General features: G+C 26.8%; 20 protein-coding genes. 5 read left to right on the plus strand and 15 right to left on the minus strand.

The features are described from left to right. The first annotated feature begins 165 nt into the window (after positions 1-165). Positions 166-741 carry a helix-turn-helix domain-containing protein gene (locus tag MOO46_RS04845; protein WP_249510568.1) on the plus strand — a complete coding sequence of 192 codons (576 nt, stop codon included), beginning with the start codon at positions 166-168 and terminating at the stop codon, positions 739-741. 30 nt (positions 742-771) lie between these two features. Here MOO46_RS04845 and MOO46_RS04850 read toward each other — a convergent pair whose 3' ends face one another. Beyond that, entirely contained in the window at positions 772-1,059 is a 288-nt protein-coding gene (locus MOO46_RS04850) for a hypothetical protein (protein ID WP_249510569.1), read from the minus strand. Positions 1,060-1,175: 116 nt separating this feature from the next. On the opposite strand from MOO46_RS04850, the gene MOO46_RS04855 reads away from it, so the two are divergent. After that, positions 1,176-1,766 carry a helix-turn-helix domain-containing protein gene (locus tag MOO46_RS04855; RefSeq protein ID WP_249510570.1) on the plus strand — a complete coding sequence of 197 codons (591 nt, stop codon included), beginning with the start codon at positions 1,176-1,178 and terminating at the stop codon, positions 1,764-1,766. A 15-nt stretch (positions 1,767-1,781) separates the two neighbouring features. Here the strand turns inward: MOO46_RS04855 and MOO46_RS04860 are convergent, their stop codons facing one another. Further along, complete coding sequence (locus MOO46_RS04860) at positions 1,782-2,900, minus strand: YdcF family protein (RefSeq protein WP_249510571.1); 1,119 nt, start codon at positions 2,898-2,900, stop codon at positions 1,782-1,784. Between the two features lie 243 nt (positions 2,901-3,143). On the opposite strand from MOO46_RS04860, the gene MOO46_RS04865 reads away from it, so the two are divergent. Next, positions 3,144-4,271, plus strand: coding sequence for a DUF805 domain-containing protein (locus tag MOO46_RS04865; protein WP_249510572.1), 1,128 nt, complete (start codon positions 3,144-3,146; stop codon positions 4,269-4,271). Positions 4,272-4,314: 43 nt separating this feature from the next. Here the strand turns inward: MOO46_RS04865 and MOO46_RS04870 are convergent, their stop codons facing one another. Further along, the gene (locus MOO46_RS04870) at positions 4,315-6,057 is read right to left on the minus strand and encodes a DUF2075 domain-containing protein (RefSeq protein ID WP_249510573.1); all 1,743 of its coding nucleotides are present in this window, start codon (positions 6,055-6,057) and stop codon (positions 4,315-4,317) included. A 38-nt stretch (positions 6,058-6,095) separates the two neighbouring features. Here MOO46_RS04870 and MOO46_RS04875 point away from each other — a divergent pair, with 38 nt between their 5' ends. Further along, positions 6,096-6,407 carry a MazG-like family protein gene (locus tag MOO46_RS04875; protein ID WP_249510574.1) on the plus strand — a complete coding sequence of 104 codons (312 nt, stop codon included), beginning with the start codon at positions 6,096-6,098 and terminating at the stop codon, positions 6,405-6,407. 271 nt (positions 6,408-6,678) lie between these two features. Here the strand turns inward: MOO46_RS04875 and MOO46_RS04880 are convergent, their stop codons facing one another. From MOO46_RS04880 to MOO46_RS04900, 5 genes are all read right to left on the minus strand, one after another. Then, positions 6,679-6,876 (minus strand): hypothetical protein, encoded by a 198-nt coding sequence (locus MOO46_RS04880; RefSeq protein ID WP_249510575.1) that lies wholly within the window; start codon positions 6,874-6,876, stop codon positions 6,679-6,681. Positions 6,877-7,348: 472 nt separating this feature from the next. Then, entirely contained in the window at positions 7,349-9,256 is a 1,908-nt protein-coding gene (locus MOO46_RS04885; protein ID WP_249510576.1) for an FtsX-like permease family protein, read from the minus strand. Positions 9,257-9,258: 2 nt separating this feature from the next. Continuing rightward, entirely contained in the window at positions 9,259-10,014 is a 756-nt protein-coding gene (locus MOO46_RS04890) for an ABC transporter ATP-binding protein (protein WP_249510577.1), read from the minus strand. 79 nt (positions 10,015-10,093) lie between these two features. Then, positions 10,094-11,062, minus strand: a complete 969-nt coding sequence (locus tag MOO46_RS04895) for a sensor histidine kinase (protein WP_249510578.1) — start codon at positions 11,060-11,062, stop codon at positions 10,094-10,096. After that, entirely contained in the window at positions 11,055-11,729 is a 675-nt protein-coding gene (locus MOO46_RS04900) for a response regulator transcription factor (protein WP_249510579.1), read from the minus strand. The genes MOO46_RS04895 and MOO46_RS04900 overlap by 8 nt, the downstream gene beginning before the upstream one ends. Before the next feature lie 442 nt (positions 11,730-12,171). Between MOO46_RS04900 and MOO46_RS04905 the strand changes: the two genes are divergently transcribed. Further along, positions 12,172-12,492: a hypothetical protein gene (locus MOO46_RS04905; protein ID WP_249510580.1), complete on the plus strand. Its 321-nt coding sequence runs from the start codon at positions 12,172-12,174 to the stop codon at positions 12,490-12,492. Positions 12,493-12,537: 45 nt separating this feature from the next. On the opposite strand, the gene MOO46_RS04910 is transcribed toward MOO46_RS04905, so the two are convergent. The 7 genes from MOO46_RS04910 to MOO46_RS04940 form a co-directional block, all read right to left on the minus strand. Next, the gene (locus MOO46_RS04910) at positions 12,538-12,714 is read right to left on the minus strand and encodes a hypothetical protein (protein ID WP_249510581.1); all 177 of its coding nucleotides are present in this window, start codon (positions 12,712-12,714) and stop codon (positions 12,538-12,540) included. Between the two features lie 72 nt (positions 12,715-12,786). Then, a complete protein-coding gene (locus MOO46_RS04915; protein WP_249510582.1) occupies positions 12,787-12,945 on the minus strand; it encodes a hypothetical protein in 159 nt (52 codons plus the stop codon). Next, positions 12,917-13,723: a hypothetical protein gene (locus MOO46_RS04920; RefSeq protein ID WP_249510583.1), complete on the minus strand. Its 807-nt coding sequence runs from the start codon at positions 13,721-13,723 to the stop codon at positions 12,917-12,919. The genes MOO46_RS04915 and MOO46_RS04920 overlap by 29 nt, the downstream gene beginning before the upstream one ends. After that, complete coding sequence (locus MOO46_RS04925) at positions 13,674-14,096, minus strand: hypothetical protein (protein ID WP_249510584.1); 423 nt, start codon at positions 14,094-14,096, stop codon at positions 13,674-13,676. Before MOO46_RS04925 ends, MOO46_RS04920 begins: the two co-directional genes overlap by 50 nt. 234 nt (positions 14,097-14,330) lie before the next feature. Continuing rightward, positions 14,331-15,671, minus strand: coding sequence for an IS3 family transposase (locus MOO46_RS04930; protein ID WP_249510559.1), 1,341 nt, complete (start codon positions 15,669-15,671; stop codon positions 14,331-14,333). A gap of 79 nt (positions 15,672-15,750) precedes the next feature. Further along, a complete protein-coding gene (locus tag MOO46_RS04935) occupies positions 15,751-16,167 on the minus strand; it encodes an Hsp20/alpha crystallin family protein (protein WP_249510585.1) in 417 nt (138 codons plus the stop codon). Between the two features lie 41 nt (positions 16,168-16,208). Then, complete coding sequence (locus MOO46_RS04940) at positions 16,209-16,616, minus strand: Hsp20 family protein (protein ID WP_249510586.1); 408 nt, start codon at positions 16,614-16,616, stop codon at positions 16,209-16,211. Positions 16,617-16,746 lie beyond the last annotated feature (130 nt).

Below are 16,746 nucleotides of genomic sequence, written 5' to 3' on the forward strand. Positions count from 1 at the left end.
TGCAATATTACAATATAAATTACAAATAATTTGTTCTATTAATTATTTGTTATTAAATAACATACAACTTAAAGTTAACTAGAAATCAAATGTAAAATTAACATTTGTAAAAGAATGGCATCTTTTCTATAATTAATATTAATAAATACATAAGGTGGCATTTAAATGAACTTAGGTGAAAGATTAAAAGATATCAGAGATGATCGTGACCTTTCAATTAAAGATGTAGCATATAAAAGTCGAATTTCAGAAAACAAAATTTATAATTTTGAAATTAATAGCAATCAGCCTAATATTTTCCAGTTAGATAAATTGGCAACCTGCTATAATTTACCTTTAAAAGAGATAGTTAATAAAACAGAAGTGAATCATGAAATTACAATTAGATTTTGGATTAATCTGCTAGTCATAATGCCATTGCTTTGTACATTCATGCTGAATAGATACGATAATTTCTTAGCATCAATAATTATTATGGTAGTTTGTGTCAGTTTATCTGCTTATATTACCCATTTAGGTGCAATGAATGAAATTATTAAAAAATTAGCATGGCAAAATCCAATCACACTGTTCATTCAAAAATATATTCATCGTGGCATTGCTTACACGATATCCTTTTTAATGCTGTTCGCTGGAATTGCACTCTTCTTCACTGTCGATTTTGGTTGGGGAATATTATTAGGATTAGCTGGTTTCTTTGCAGTCCTAGGTACTGCAATGCGTTGGGATGCCAATAAATAAAAAATCATCCAAATTAATGGATGATTTTTTCTATACGTTCCAAGTGGAACCGTTCTTAATAAATTTAGGTGCCTTATGATTTTTCATATCTGTTTCTGCATCACTAACTGCTTGTTCACGAATTGATTCTGAGTAGTTAGAAATCATATCAATAAATTCATCTTCAGATAATTTGGTATCATTTTGCTTGTTGTATTCTTCAAGATATTTTACTTGAAGTGCTTGACCAATCTCTTCAACTTCAGCATCTTTCAAATCAGAATACACGGCAATCCATAAATTGTACATGTAATTAAAAACAATTTTATCGTTAAACATTTAGATACCCTCCTGGATATGATTCGTATTATTTATATTTAATTTTACTATATATAAGTAATGATTTGTATAGGTAATTTATTAAAACTTAAATCATTTATATCGGAGATGATTATATGCAATTAATCGGTCAAAAATTAAGAATCATTCGCTATTCCAAAGACTTAAAAATTTCTGAAGTAGCGGATCTAACTGACTTAACTGTCAAAGAAATTGAACAAATCGAATCTGGATATATTCTGCCAGACACAGTTAAATTGGATCAATTTAGTAGAGCCTATGATGTCCCACTAGAGAATCTCATCCCTAAACAGAAACTTCAATCACAATTACTTTGGTATACAATTGGCGGAATCTTAATCATTTTATTCTACCTAGTAAATATTTTATATGGAAATAACTTCAACAGTAGTGATATTTTCTTAACTATGTTCACAATTCAACTTATGGGAATGATGGTCAAAATAAATAAAATCACTAGTCGACTAAACATCCATAATCCTATATTATTTTTTATCGAAAAACATACCAATAAAACCGTTACAAAAATCATCACCTATTTATTTTTCATCATATCCGCAATTACAATATTGATTTACTGGATTAAATCAATTATGGCAGAGCCCATCATCTGCTCAAGCTTACTAGTATTCTTAGTAATTATATTAACAATCGCATACTTTACAAATAAAAAAAGATTACGGTAAAATCCGTAATCTTTTTTAGCGCTGAATGCCAGGAAGCAGCCAAAAACCGGCAACCCTTAAAACATCATTAATAATTTTTGGAATATCATGTGCATTATTCTCTAATGCTTTAAATTCATCTTTTGATTCAAAAACCACATATTGATCCAACAAATATTTACCACCAGTAATTAAGCGTGCTGTCTTAAATAAAGTATAAGAACGCTTCATATGTGAAGCATTCGAAATAACAGTGACCGTCTTAGCACCCTTATCATGCAAAATATCAGTTGAATTAATCGTGTTTTGAACAGTATCCCTGGAATGAGTTTCAGTAATAATTCGTTTAGCTTTAATTCCATGGGCAATCAACCATGATTTCATTGCTGAAGCTTCAAAATCCGGTTCACGTGGTAATTTGCCCCCACTAACTAAGATCGTCGTATTAGGCATTCTTTTAGCTAATTTCAGGCCGGCACGTAAACGTTTTTTCAGTTTTAGTTTCATTTTACCTTCAGCCGTTAAAGCTGCACCTAGGATAACAATAAAATGTTTACTTGAATTATCATCATAAACTCGATTCAAATTAGTGGTTAAACGAATTGTGTGCAATTCATCTAGATATCTTAACCAACCACAAACTTTTTTAGTTCTTTGACTATCAATTTGATCCAGTTGAACTAATGACTTATGAAAAGCCTTTTTATTTTTATTGAATTGGTTATAAATAGCTAAACTCAATAAAGCCTGATAATTGCTAGGATTTATCCGCAAAACTTTTTGCCAAAGCTTCGTCGCAGTGACAAAATCTTTACTTAAACGGTACATAGATGCTAATCCCAAAAGATAATTTTCCTTGTTGGGTGAAATGTTTAACGCATCTTTATATAATTTAATTAAGGTGTCATTATTGTATGATTTGTTCATATTCTCATGATTATATGATAATATGACTGGCTTGTACCAATAATTATAACGAATCACAGCCTCTAAAAAGTTCAGCTTTTCAGCATCACTAATAATATGCTTCAAATAATCTTGCACAGCACTATATGAATAGTTATTATCATATTGTTGAATGTGTTTATTGTTAATTGAAAAACTGGAAATTTTATTTACCGCTTTGGGTAATGAATTAGACTTCAAAAGTTTCATTATTAGGTCACCTCAACTTTAAACATAATTAACAGCTTATCACTCTCATGTAGAGATGATTATAAGTCTTTTTTGATAAAATTGTAAGTATTTTGAATGATTTAAAGTGAAAAAGATTAATCATATTTTAATTGGTAATGTTAAAAAGTTCCATTTACAATAGAGTAAGTAATGATTTTAATTTAAAATTAAGAATATAATCTTATAATATAAATAAATTATAAAATTGGAGTTATTAAATTTATGAATAATGAAACACAAGAAAGTCACAATATTATATCTGCATTTAAAAACATGTGGTCCAATATGTTCTATATTGAAGGTAAAATGAAACGAGTTGATTTTTGGCTAGGTTTTATTGATGTATTAATCATCAGTTTAATTTTATTCATTATCATGCTAGGTACTAACAATAGTTTATGGTCAATAATTTTATTTTCCATTTTAAGTGCCTTTAACTTAATCATGTTTGTTACTTCTGCAATTCGTCGATTGCATGATGCTAACATGACCGGACATTTTTTATGGTTGTCATTTATCCCAGTATTGGGAAATATTATTGTCCTCTTTTTACTAGCAATGCCTAAGTCAAATGACAATCGACATGCCCCATCAACTAAACCCGCTGATGATAACTGGGGTGCTAATCCGCTAAATTGGGTCATTATTATTGTAGCGGCATTATCACTATTCGCAGTTACTAAGTTAGTTGCAAACGCTGCTAATAATACTAATCAAGTGGAAAAAACTACCACTAATGATAATGATGAAGATAAGAAATCTTCTAAAGATAATGACGACTTAGCAAATGATGATGAAAGTAGTAGTTCTAGTTCATCAGAAGAATCACCTAGTTCAAGTGAACCTAGTTCTTCTTCATCTAGTAGTGAAGAAAGTTCCAGTTCATCAGAAGAAAGCAGTAGTTCAGAAGAACCTAAGCAACCTGATGAAGACCAATCTGATGATAAGCAAGATGATAATTCAAATAATCCATTAGAACATCCTGAAAAAAGCGAAGATGAACAAAAGTCAGATGATAATTCTGATGATAGCTCAAATAGCTCTGATGATAATAATGATGCTAGTAACAGTAGTTCATCTAGCCAACAAAGTTCCAATGATGAGCAAAATAAAAATAATCAGCAACAAACTAATGACAAACAATCAAATGATGTAAATAAACAATCAGATCAAAGCAGTTCTGATAACAACAAACAATCAGAGCAAAACAATTCTAATGATAGTAAGCAACAAAACAATCAAAATGAAACTCAAGAAAAACCTAATACCGCTAAAGAAATGCAGCCAGCACAAAGCTCATCATCTGATCAATCAGATAATGCTAGTTCAGCCAGTTCTAGCAATGAATAAATAAACTAATAAAGCACATCCTACATGGATGTGCTTTATATTTTTATAACAATAAATTATTTTTTCCCGCTCTTTTTATAAGTTCATCTCTTAATTGTTTATCAACAGCATATATATAAAGTCCATGAACACCACGTTTCATCAATACATTTAATTCATTGTTTAATAAATTTTGTGAAACATCAACTTTATTTCCATTTGATAATGTCCTATTCTTCTTAGCATTGTTATTGTGACTTTCCTTCGGATCGTAAATTATTTTTCCATCTCTAAATTTTACCGAAGGTCCAATAATTAAGCCACAATAATTCAAATCAAATCCCTGAATAGTATAAGTAGATCCTACTTCATCTATAGTTTGTGGCTGTTCAGCCCATGGTAGATGCTTATAATTTTTATTTATTGGTAGCTCTAAATTCCACGGAAGAGAAAAGTTGTCTCCAATGTTAACACGCCAATAATCATTATTTTCAGGACTTTTATTTTTGTATTCCCAATCAAAAGTAGCTACTACTCTAGAAAGTCCTTTAAAAATGTTTTCATCTTGACGATCATGGTCTTTAATTTTTTTATATAATTTAAAGGGATTATTAAAGACCTTAATTTCGTATTTATTATCATAAGGGATATCATCAATCTTACCTTTACTGATTAAAGTTTCTATCCAATTAATAGTATGAATATTTGCTTGTATTCTATTTTGTTGTTTTAATTCAACTAAATTATTATTTTCCTTAGCATCAGAAATTAATTTTTTATATTGATCAGACTCTATATATTCTTCAGAAGTTAAAACTTGTCTAGGATCAATAACTGCAACTACAACTTTTGCTCTGTTAATAATATCACTAAGCTGATTTTTGCCTCTATAAGCTTGTTTACCTTGAGTTAATAATAAATGTGCTTCATCAATCATTACGATACCTACCTTAGAATCGGATTTAGAATGCTTATTTAAAAACTTAGTAGGTTTATTTACTATATCATCACCTTGCTTAGATTTTATTTCCAATTTATCAGCAATGTTTTTATAAACTTCTACCTGTTCATTATGATTAACTAGTAAATAGCTTTCAGGTAAATCAATATTTTCATTAATTTCAGCAAATAAAGAACTAAGAAGAACTGTTTTTCCAGTACCGGCAGATCCTTCGATAATAACTAAATTATTTTCGGTATATTTTTGATTAACTTTGTCTCTAATTTTAGAAATAATTTTGTCTTTGGCATCTATTTGTTCTTCAGTAAGTTTGTGAAATGGTGATGCTTTAAAAATCGAAGAGTTCCTTATATCTTGAACATCTGGAAAAAGTTCATTATTATCTTCAGACAATTTGTTCCATAAACTACTAAATATTTTTTGACAATCTTGACTAGTATAATATAAATCTTGGTCATTTGAACGTCGATTGTTTAAGTGATTTATTGAATCATCGCTTAAAAGATATTGCATTAACTTATTTTCTATATCGAGTGTTAAAGACTTATTAAACTCTTTGTGAGCAATAACAATAATCTCAGCATTTTTAGATTTATTTAATTTTGTCCAATCTGTTCTGTCAGATGACTCATTTTTTAGATGTTCCTCAGTTCTACGAATAATATTATTAGTTTCACCTACATAAGCCTTAAATTTATCTTTTTTTGCCTTATCAATAATTATATAAACAGTTGGATATCTAACAATAAATTTATTATTAGATTTAATAATTTCATTTTTAGTATTAACATTATAATTATAATGTTTAATTATTGGTGTATACTTTTCACTTATTTTGTTATTCATAATAAAAACCTCTCTATTAAAATCAAAGGAGAACTTAAATGGCATATAAAGATATAATAAACGAATTACATAATTTTGATCAAAATCGTGGATGGGATAAATATCATTCTTTAATATCACTGTCCCGAGCTTTAGGAATAGAATCATCAGAAGTAGAAAAAATTTTTTTATGGAAAAATAATGATAAAGATTTGTCTGAAGAAAATATTTATCAATTAAAAATGGAACTTGCGGATGTACTAATATACACATATTACATGTGTAATAAACTAAATGTTAATCCAAATGATATAGTAGAACAAAAAATAAATATTAATAAGAATAGACATTGGAAATTGGATAAAAATTAATATATATAATATCGATTGATAGCAATTTGCTATTATAAATTTCATTCCTTTCACAAATCTAAAAAAGTACCTTAACCAATTACTGGTCGAGGTACTTTTGTTTGGTTAATTTTTATGTCATATATGTATAATGTATTTATTGTAACATATATATAAATGTACATTATGTTGATAATAATTAAATATTAATTAATTGCATGGAAAACTGCAAACGCAAAAATAACTAATAATATAAAAATTAAACCACTTGTGGCTGAAATAATTGTTCCAGCTATAGCCATCCTTTAGGATTTTTAAATAACCCGATGATTGAAAAAATGGTTCCTAATATCCAAATAACAATACTAATAAAAGATATAAATGATAAAACTATTGAAATAATAGATAATACAAATCCAGCAATTCCTATGGCATTATATTCATTAGTTGATTCTTGTTTGTACTGACTTCTTCGTAATTCATTATTCATAATACAGTATTCCCACTAGAGCCAAAATATTTATATCATTATCTTTTAATAAAAATATAAAATAGATTAAAAGAACAACTGATAATACTTTATATTATCAGTTCATTTAGTTAAATCTTGTTTCAAACATGAGTTATTTTTGACTGATTTATAATATATTGATATATTCGAGTATAAAAAGAGAGATGATTAAAATTAATAATCGTTCAAACATTTTAGTTACATTATATTCATTATTTGCTTTACTAACAGTGTTTTTTTATCCTTCATTGGTTAATAATGTATCGTTACCAACTAAAATAATTTTTCCAATACTTTTAATTGCAATATTTATTTTCACCTTAATAAAATCAAATGTGGAAATAAGCAAAAAATGGAAATTATTCATTGAGTTTACATATACAACTGGAATAATTTTAACATTCGTTGCAAGTTTATAAAAAGATCGAAAGAATAGACTTTCGATCTTTTTTTAATCAACAATATGATGATACATTCTGGTCGTAATAACATAAACAATTAAATACAAAGCGATTAATGCTATCGAAACTATTATTCCAACCACTATTAATAGTTTACTGTCATATAGACCAAATTCTGTAATAACTTGTTTAATAGCTGGTACAGCAAAAATTAAATTAATTATTGATCCAGCAATTGGAAGCATAAATACCATGATAACTTGACTATGGATACTCTTTGTAGTTTCTTTATGACTAAGTCCGACCTGTTGCATGGTAATAAAACGTTTTCGATCAGAATAACCTTCTGATATTTGTTTAAAGTAAATAACCATCACAGTAGTAAGTAATAATGTTAAGCTAACCAAAATCCCTATCATTACTAAGCCACCAAATAATTGAGTTAACATTTGATAAGTTACACTTTTACCTGTGAATTGACCATTGGGTATTTTTAAATTACGTTGCATAGCATTTTCAAATTTAACGTTATTAGAAGTTTGATAATCAAAACCATTAAAATGCATAGTTGGCAAAGATTTAGGAACTTTTTTAACAATCATAAACACTGAACTATAAATTGAATGACTAGGATTAAAAGAATATCTAAATGTTCCCATTTGTTTAGTACTATAATTTTTACCCAAAACTTTGATATTATTTTTATTAACGTTAAAGGGAGCATACATTAGAGCATGACTATCATCTAGATTAATATTTTTATGATAGATTTTATTATAATCTTTTTCTCCCATGAACATTAATGAGCTAGTCGTTTTACTAGAAATATTATTTATATCTCCTTGTAAAACATAACTATCATTTTTCAAATATCCATATTGAGGTGATGTTGTACTAAAACTTATACGATGACTAATTTTAGCGTTATATTTTTTAGATACAGCATTAATTTTATTATTTTGTGGAACTGTTAATCCTTTACCATTTATAATAGCAACATCACTGGGTGTCCATACGTTTAAAATTCTACCAATACCTGAATAAATTGAAATAGAAGAAAACATAATTACCAAAACAGAACTACATAGCAAACAAATTGTAGCTAATCCAGCACCATTTTGTTTCATTCTTTGTAACATCCCAGAAACTGCGATAAAGTGATTAGGTTTATAATAAAATCTTTTGGATGATTTTAATAGATTTAAAATCAAAATACTTCCTGAGATAAATAACAAATAAGTCCCAACAACAACTAATACAACTGCTAACATAAAATGAGAATATGCTGAAATTGTTGGTTTAGTACTTAAAGTTAAATAGTAAGCACCAACTAATGACAAAATACCGATTATTCCACCTAATTTATAATGCTTATTAGTAGATGACTCCCCCTTAGATTGTTCCTTCCATAATTCTGTTGGATTTAACTTATGCAGTTTGAAGAAATCAAAAAACAACATACATAAATAGATGATGAAGAATAAAATTATTGTACTTGAAAGGGCTGACATACTAATTGTTGGATTATAAGAAACCGAAACATTAATTAATTTTAAAGTTGTCATTAATGACAATTTTTCGAAAACAAATCCGAAAACTAGTCCAAAAATAGTACTAATAAAGAATAATAAACTTTTTTCTAAAAATGACATTTTTCTTAGATTATTAGTAGTCATCCCCAACATGCTATAAAGTCCCATTTCACGAGTCTTTTGTAAACGCAAAAAGTTGTTTATATAAAGCATGAAAACAAAACTGATCATCATTACAAATACAGAACCCATTTTTAAAAGTGCAATTAATGTGATTCCACTGGATAGTTTACTGATTTCATTGCTATTTTGGAGAGATAGAAGAATATAGTCCATCGCAACTAAAATAATATTTGATATTAAATAAGGAATATAGATTTTAGCATGTCTTTTAAAACTAGATAATATAAGTTTATTGAATATCATGACTAATTATCACCTCTTGTTAAAGTGATCATTGTGTCATTAATTTTATTTTGATATTCCTCTAAAGATAAATCTCCTCGATAAATTTCATGGTAAATCTTACCATCCTTAATAAATAAAGTTCTTTTGGAATGACTAGCAGTAGCTGAACTATGCGTAACCATAATAATAGTTTGCCCCTTGGCATTTTCATTACTAAATAGTTTTAATATCTGATTGCTAGTATTTGAGTCTAATGAACCTGTTGGCTCATCTGCTAATAATAAATCAGGATGTGTAATCAAAGCTCTAGCAATTGCCACCCTTTGTTGTTGACCACCGGAAATGTCATTAGGATATCGATCAATAATTTTTGATATATTCAATTGATCAATAAGTGGTTCAATTCTTTCTTCCATCATGTGAACTGATGATTTATTTAAAACTAAAGGTAAATAAATATTGTCACGATTGCTTAAACTATCTAATAAATTAAAGTTTTGAAAAACAAATCCTAAATGTTTTCTTCTATACTTAGCGGCATCATTTTTATTTAAATTACTCAAATTTTGATTATTTAAAATAGCTTGTCCAGAAGTAGGTTTATCTAAAGTAGCAATAATATCTAGCAATGTACTTTTACCTGCTCCTGACTCTCCCATTATTGATACATATTCACCACTATTAATATCGAAAGTAATACTCTTTAATGCTTGTACCGCATTTTTACTATTAGAATCATAAGTTTTCTTTAAATCATTTAAAGTTAATATTTTCATATTATATTTCCTCCATAAATACTTATTAATTAAAGTATAGTAGGAGGTAATTATTATTACTACTTACAGTTTTGTAAGGTTATAATCTGATCATCGATTTTTTAAAGGTTAAAATAAAAGAAGTATTTTTTTCCTCAGAAATGGAATTAACTTTAATATTAAGTTTATGACATACGCTTTTAACCAAAAATAAGCCTATTCCTGTTGAACTTTTTTGGTTATGACCATTTTGGCCAGTAAAACCCTTGTCGAATATCCTTGGTAAATCGGATTTACTAATGGTTTCACCTGTATCTTTAATAAATAGACTATCATGTTTGAAAGAAATTATAATTTTTGTATTTTTATCAGAATACTTGATTGCATTAGATATTATCTGTTCAATACAAAAGTATAACCATTTTTTATCGCCTAAAATTTCAACATGTAAATTTTTTAAATTAGGTACTAATTGTTTATTTATAAATTGCATCGACATACTTTGCAAAATATTCTTAACTAAGTTATCTAAATATATCCATTCAAAATCAAAGTCATTTGAATCGGTGAATAGTCTTTCATAGTTCAATAATATATTTAAATGATAATCGGCACCATTTATAGAATTAAACATTTTATCATAATTATAATCATTATTTTCAATACATATTCTCAATGTCGTTAAATCATTTTTAATTTCATGGGCTGATAAATCCATTTGGTTCATTCTATCTTTTTGGGTAAAATTAATTTTATTAATCTCATCGACATAATCACTTTTTTGATGAATTATTTTTTCGTTCATCAAAAATTCCAAAGGTGTTGAAAATTTGTAATTATCTAAATCATCATTATTAAACTTTTTAATTTTAAAAATATCAATAATAAGTTTAGCAAAAAGCCAAATTAATAATAATAATATTGAATATCTAAATACATCAATAATAAGACCATCAGGTAAACTATAAGAATAATTCATTATCATCAATAGTAATAAAGTAAAAACATATAAAAAAAGTACTGGTAATTGTGATTTTATGTATAATACAAAAAATGTTTTTTTATTCATGGTCCACCATCTTATATCCAACTCCTCTTTTATTTTGTAGTGAATCTTTAATTTTAATCTGATTCAATTTTGATCTGAGTCTACTAATATTTACATTTAATGTATTATCATTTAAATAATTTCCACCTTGCCATAATAAATCTAATAACTCATTATTAGGTACAAATTCATTAATATTTTGTAATAATATTTGAATCATTGAACTCTCAGTTGGTGTTAAAATAACACTTCCATTAACGTTTTGAATTTCATTAGTTAACTTATTATATTTATTGTCAGCCCAAAATATAACATTTTCAGAATTAGATACACGTTTTAAAAGAGCTTGAATTTTAGCGACTAATAGATTCATGGAAAATGGCTTCATTATGTAATCATCAGCGCCCAAAGAAACAGCATGCATTACATTATTATCAATATTGGATACAGAAATAACAATTATTGGCACTTTAGAATATTCTCTTATCTTTTTAATCCAATAAAATCCATCTTTAAATGGTAATTGAATATCACAAAGAACGATATCAGGATTTTGATATTTTACTTCTTTAGAAATATTATTCCAATCATTAACACTATATGTTAAATAGTCCCATGAGTTTAAATTATTAATCATTAAATTCAATATATTTTCATCGTCTTCAACTATAAAAACTTTTTTATTCATAAGACCTCCAAAAAGATGAAATAAACTAATATCAGTATATCATTGTAAAATATTTTATTTGAATGCAAAACTACATTAGTATTACAATTATAATTAAATTATATAAAAAGAAGATGATACTATCAATTCAAAAGTAAAATCAGTTACAGTCAATACTCCAATTTCCATATTAACTTTTATTTACATATTATTTATTCATGACTTTTCATTAGCTGTAAAAATAATATTTAGTATTTTATTGATTGGTCTATTCATATGGACTACCTATCAATTTCCAGAAAAATTTCATCCTAAATATAAAGCTCTTTTTAGTATTTTGTTCACTCTAGGCGTATTAATGAGTTTGACTGCATCTATTTTATAATCATTGATTTAACAAGGCTTTTTGCTTCATATATTCATTAACATTATGGTACATTTTATATGAAGAGGTGAATAAAGTATGAGTAGAAAATTAACTATTAACGCTGGTATATACAATATTTTTGCACTAATAGCTCAATTTGTAGTTAACTTAATGGGGATAGAAAAAAAGATCCCGGCTATGGATGCTACAATGATAGTCCTAGCACTGGGTATAATTGCAATTATTATTAATATTATAGCTATGATTAAATGTAGTAGACATGGGTTTTCAACTGCCGGTCCTATTTTTGGTTTGATTGGTGGAATTCTTCTAATTGTTCCTGGATTGGGACTATTTGCATGGATTGTGCTTATTATTTCAGCAATTTTGCTATTTATTTCAAAACCTAAAGGTTAATTCAAAAAAATCCCTCAAAGTATAATCAATACTTTGAGGGATTTTTTAATGTTTTTTATGATTAAAGCTAGTAATAAAACTAAGTACTGCTTCTGCTAACATTCCTACAGCCATCATTTTCATTGCTAACATTTGTGACATCATATCAGAACTAAAAGCAAAGTATAGTAAAACTAAGTAAAATATAATAAATATAATTGAAATAATTTTTGAATTGCACATAATTTATGCTCCTATTTTTTCTATCTAAATATACTTTATAACAATTATAAAGTAATAACAAGTATACATTAGCTATTTAGGACCATTAATTAAGTTCCAAGTAGCAGTCCCTTCATACCTCCCAGATGTTTCAATTTCTTTTGGCAATTGTAATTTTAAATTATTATTTTGTCCTTCAATATTCATTCCATTATTATTGCTACTATAAATAGGGAATGAATTGATTAACATTATAAACATTACCATTAATTAAATATTTAGGATTAATAATTATTGATTGATCACTACTTAAATGAAATGGTGATAACGATACTTGTAATTTCCAACTACTATTATTTATACTTTGGATTATAAAATCAGGATTATTTTCTAATCCAATTATATTAGACTTGGTTTGTGAAAAAGAGTGGGTTCCAAAGTTTAAATCAGGAACACTAATAATCTTTAATATATTCTGATCCTCAAAATCACTATTAAAAGTCTTAAATTTATTATTAGTAACTTTACTAATATTATCAGAAGCGTCTTTAAAAGTTGTATCAATTTCTCGAGACGATTCATTAAGTATATTTTTCAATTTCAAAATACATTTGGCTTTAATAACAGCATAATATAAATTATTAGCAATAATTTTATCATACTCTTCACCATACCTTTGTCTTAAATCATCTATAGTTTCTTTATGTTTATAATTTAATAGGGTTTCATTGTAATCCCTACCAGTAAATATACGTAAAGTTTCAAAAACAGGATTATCATCTTTGTGCACATAGAGTGGAAATCGTTTACTATTTATTAAAGAATTAGCAATTATATAAGTATATAATTTAGAATTATTATCAATAAAATTTAGGTCTTTATTTAATGATAAAGATATATGTCCATCATAACTATTATCTTGATTACCAAGATATATATTATTAATATAGACGTTATTTTTGAAATTATTTTCATTTAGTTTATCGACTTTTCCAAATATTACCATGTGCAATTGAAAAATTATTCTCATATATTAAATTTCGGCTGTAATTTGGATTGCTAATATAATTATTCGGAGATAATAAGTTTACTGATTTTATTAAATCAGTAAATCCTCCAGTAGTTTTAATTCTTGACTCGAGATATCTATCTTCACCATTTTTATATTTGTTAGACCCTAAATCGTAATTAAAAAAATTACCATTTAAATTAAGATTAGATAATTTAATGTTGTCTGAGTTAAGAGGATTTGATTTATAATTTGAATATTTATAAATTATATTATAAGGTTTTTCAGCGAATCGATTGTTCCTTAAATTATTTTTATCCATGTTAACCCCATTATCACTAATATAATAATAGCTAAGACCATTATTCATAGAACCATGAATTAGTTTGATCATATTTATTTGGAATACCTTGATTTAAATCATACGTAGCAGTGTTATTATTAATATCTGATTTAATATTTATAAGAAGAATATAGATTAAACATAAAAAAAGTTACAAAAAGTATGTATTTGAATTTGATACTTAGCCGTTTTAGTTTCATCTAATATACTTCCTAATTAACAATAATATATATAATAATTGTAATAAAAAAAGCTTGAGTGATGTGAACCCTTAAATCGAAACAACTATTTATTTTCTAGGAGGTAAAGTTTCCGATATTCTTTCGGAGCTTTACCTCCTAGTTTTGTTTTAATTCTATAATTATTATAATATTTAATCCATTTTTTCATCGCTTTAATTAATGAAGACTTTGTTTCATAATGATTACTCATAATTTCTATTTTCATGATATGAAAGAATGATTCCATTTGTGCATTATCTAGACATGTCCCTTTACGGGACATGGATTGAAAGATGTGATTATTCTTTAATAATTTTTGCCATTTATTATTTTGATACTGAAAGCCTTGATCACTATGGACGGTGGTTCTATAGCTTAATTTTGGTAATTTTTTAATCAATTCTTTCATTGGCTTAATAGTAAAGTCGACATTTGGATGTTCGCTAATGGAAAAATTTAATATTTCATCAGAAAATAGATCCATAATTGGTGATAAATAAACCCTGTGATTTATATCTTGATTACCATATCTAAATTCACTGACGTCAGTTGTTAATTTTTGATAAGGACGATCAGTTTTAAATTTTCTATGAATCCTATTTTTGGCTATATGTCCAACTTGTCCAATATAAGAATTATATTTTCTTCTTTTTTTGTTATATTGATTGGTCGTTAAATTTAATGTTTTCATTATCCTTAATACTTTTTTATGATTAACAACTACGTTGTTATTTCTTAAAGCTAAGGTTAAACGGCGATACCCATAATTAGGATTAAAATGCTTTATTTTAGTGATCATCTTTTTTAAGTTATCATCTTTATCATCTTCTTTGAAATGTCGATAATAATAACTTCTACTTATACCGATACTTTTTAAAATGAATGATATAGAAAATCTTTTAAAGAAAGTAATCAATTTCTTTATGTGATCCATAGTAGATCCACATTCTTGTTTTATTTGTTCATAACGATAATTGATTAGATAATAATTAACTTTTTCTCTTAATGACTTGTTAGGTGATTTAATTTTAGTTTTATTTGATTTCATTTTTTTAGGGCCACGATTAGTGTATAATCCAGTTAGGCCTTTAGTCTCCAATCTTCGCTCCCAAGCAAAGATGGTACTTGGGGCTGATATGTTGAAGAAAAGTGCTGTTTCTGGATACGAACTGTGGTTAGTGTGCATCCAATGCAGCACTTTTCGTTTATAATATCCAGAATATACTTTGATTGGGTGCCTGACAATTAATCCTTTAATGCCGAAGGCATTATACATATGAATCCAATTTAAAATAGTTGTTCTGCTTTTAATATTATATTTTTTAGCAAGACTAGTAGAACCAATTCCTGCTGAAAAATATTCTTTAACTATTTTTTTCTTTAACTCAAAACTAAATTTTGTCATACAAAAACCCCTAAAGTGTTGTTTCACTTTAGGGGTTCACTTCAGAGACCAACGTCCCAAGTTTTTTTATTATTCAAAATTAATCAATGTTAATTTCATGTTTTGTTTTATCTTTTGCTTCTTTTGGCAATGTAATCTTCAAAATCCCGCCATCATATGATGCTGAAATTTTATCATTTTCAACGTTAGGTAGATAGAATGCACGACTAACATTGCTGGATGAACGTTCACTTCTAATTAATTGTCCTTCCTTATCTTTTTGATCCTTATTCAAATCATGAACAGCATGGATACTCAAAGTATCATTACGATAATCTAAGTCAATATTATTCTTCTTGAATCCAGGTAATTCAGCATTTACTTCAAAATTGTTATCATTTTCAACAACATCTGTCTTCATCTTAGAAGTGTTAGAAAAGTTTCTATTCATATTGCCAAAGAAACCATCCATAGGATTCATAAAGTCAAAAACATCATTTCTTAATTCATTAGCCATAATATATACCTCCAGTACATAATTTAAATTTTAGTAAAACATTAAGCAATCTTAATTTTATGTTCACCTGAATTATTTATTTGTTGTTTTGGTAACTTAATCTTCAAAATACCCCCATCATAACTAGCTGAAATATTTTCAGTATTAATATTGGGTAGGTATAACGAACGACTTACGTCATCAGTGGCACGTTCTTTTCTTAAAATACGACCATTCATATCTTTATTTTCATTTTTAAGATCATGAGTAGCACGAATATTTAAATTATCATTGTTGTAATCAATATTAATGTTATTTTTCTTGAAACCAGGTAATTCTGAAGTTACTACATAATTATCTTTACTTTCAGTAACATCAGTTTTCACTTGATTAGAAGCAACTGAATTAAACAAAACATTACCAAAGTCATTAAATAAATCAAATGGATTATTTCTTAATTCATAAGCCATAATCAAAACCCCTTTCAAAAATAAATATTCAACTTGTTGATAACTCCTTTTCCTTATCAACAAATACATAATAGTCAGTATTGATCAGATATTCAAGTATTTAGCAATCAATTATGAAGAGTGCTAAATA

The organism is Apilactobacillus apisilvae (assembly GCF_023380225.1).
Taxonomy (GTDB): Bacteria; Bacillota; Bacilli; order Lactobacillales; family Lactobacillaceae; genus Apilactobacillus; species Apilactobacillus apisilvae.

Excerpts from the sequence above, each read along its gene's own strand:
- MOO46_RS04845 (WP_249510568.1), top strand. The coding sequence starts at position 166 with ATGAACTTAGGTGAAAGATTAAAAGATATCAGAGATGATCGTGACCTT.
- MOO46_RS04850 (WP_249510569.1), bottom strand. The coding sequence starts at position 1,059 with ATGTTTAACGATAAAATTGTTTTTAATTACATGTACAATTTATGGATT.
- MOO46_RS04855 (WP_249510570.1), top strand. The coding sequence starts at position 1,176 with ATGCAATTAATCGGTCAAAAATTAAGAATCATTCGCTATTCCAAAGAC.
- MOO46_RS04860 (WP_249510571.1), bottom strand. The coding sequence starts at position 2,900 with ATGAAACTTTTGAAGTCTAATTCATTACCCAAAGCGGTAAATAAAATT.
- MOO46_RS04865 (WP_249510572.1), top strand. The coding sequence starts at position 3,144 with ATGAATAATGAAACACAAGAAAGTCACAATATTATATCTGCATTTAAA.
- MOO46_RS04870 (WP_249510573.1), bottom strand. The coding sequence starts at position 6,057 with ATGAATAACAAAATAAGTGAAAAGTATACACCAATAATTAAACATTAT.
- MOO46_RS04875 (WP_249510574.1), top strand. The coding sequence starts at position 6,096 with ATGGCATATAAAGATATAATAAACGAATTACATAATTTTGATCAAAAT.
- MOO46_RS04880 (WP_249510575.1), bottom strand. The coding sequence starts at position 6,876 with ATGAATAATGAATTACGAAGAAGTCAGTACAAACAAGAATCAACTAAT.
- MOO46_RS04885 (WP_249510576.1), bottom strand. The coding sequence starts at position 9,256 with ATGATATTCAATAAACTTATATTATCTAGTTTTAAAAGACATGCTAAA.
- MOO46_RS04890 (WP_249510577.1), bottom strand. The coding sequence starts at position 10,014 with ATGAAAATATTAACTTTAAATGATTTAAAGAAAACTTATGATTCTAAT.
- MOO46_RS04895 (WP_249510578.1), bottom strand. The coding sequence starts at position 11,062 with ATGAATAAAAAAACATTTTTTGTATTATACATAAAATCACAATTACCA.
- MOO46_RS04900 (WP_249510579.1), bottom strand. The coding sequence starts at position 11,729 with ATGAATAAAAAAGTTTTTATAGTTGAAGACGATGAAAATATATTGAAT.
- MOO46_RS04905 (WP_249510580.1), top strand. The coding sequence starts at position 12,172 with ATGAGTAGAAAATTAACTATTAACGCTGGTATATACAATATTTTTGCA.
- MOO46_RS04910 (WP_249510581.1), bottom strand. The coding sequence starts at position 12,714 with ATGTGCAATTCAAAAATTATTTCAATTATATTTATTATATTTTACTTA.
- MOO46_RS04915 (WP_249510582.1), bottom strand. The coding sequence starts at position 12,945 with ATGTTAATCAATTCATTCCCTATTTATAGTAGCAATAATAATGGAATG.
- MOO46_RS04920 (WP_249510583.1), bottom strand. The coding sequence starts at position 13,723 with ATGAGAATAATTTTTCAATTGCACATGGTAATATTTGGAAAAGTCGAT.
- MOO46_RS04925 (WP_249510584.1), bottom strand. The coding sequence starts at position 14,096 with ATGATCAAACTAATTCATGGTTCTATGAATAATGGTCTTAGCTATTAT.
- MOO46_RS04930 (WP_249510559.1), bottom strand. The coding sequence starts at position 15,671 with ATGACAAAATTTAGTTTTGAGTTAAAGAAAAAAATAGTTAAAGAATAT.
- MOO46_RS04935 (WP_249510585.1), bottom strand. The coding sequence starts at position 16,167 with ATGGCTAATGAATTAAGAAATGATGTTTTTGACTTTATGAATCCTATG.
- MOO46_RS04940 (WP_249510586.1), bottom strand. The coding sequence starts at position 16,616 with ATGGCTTATGAATTAAGAAATAATCCATTTGATTTATTTAATGACTTT.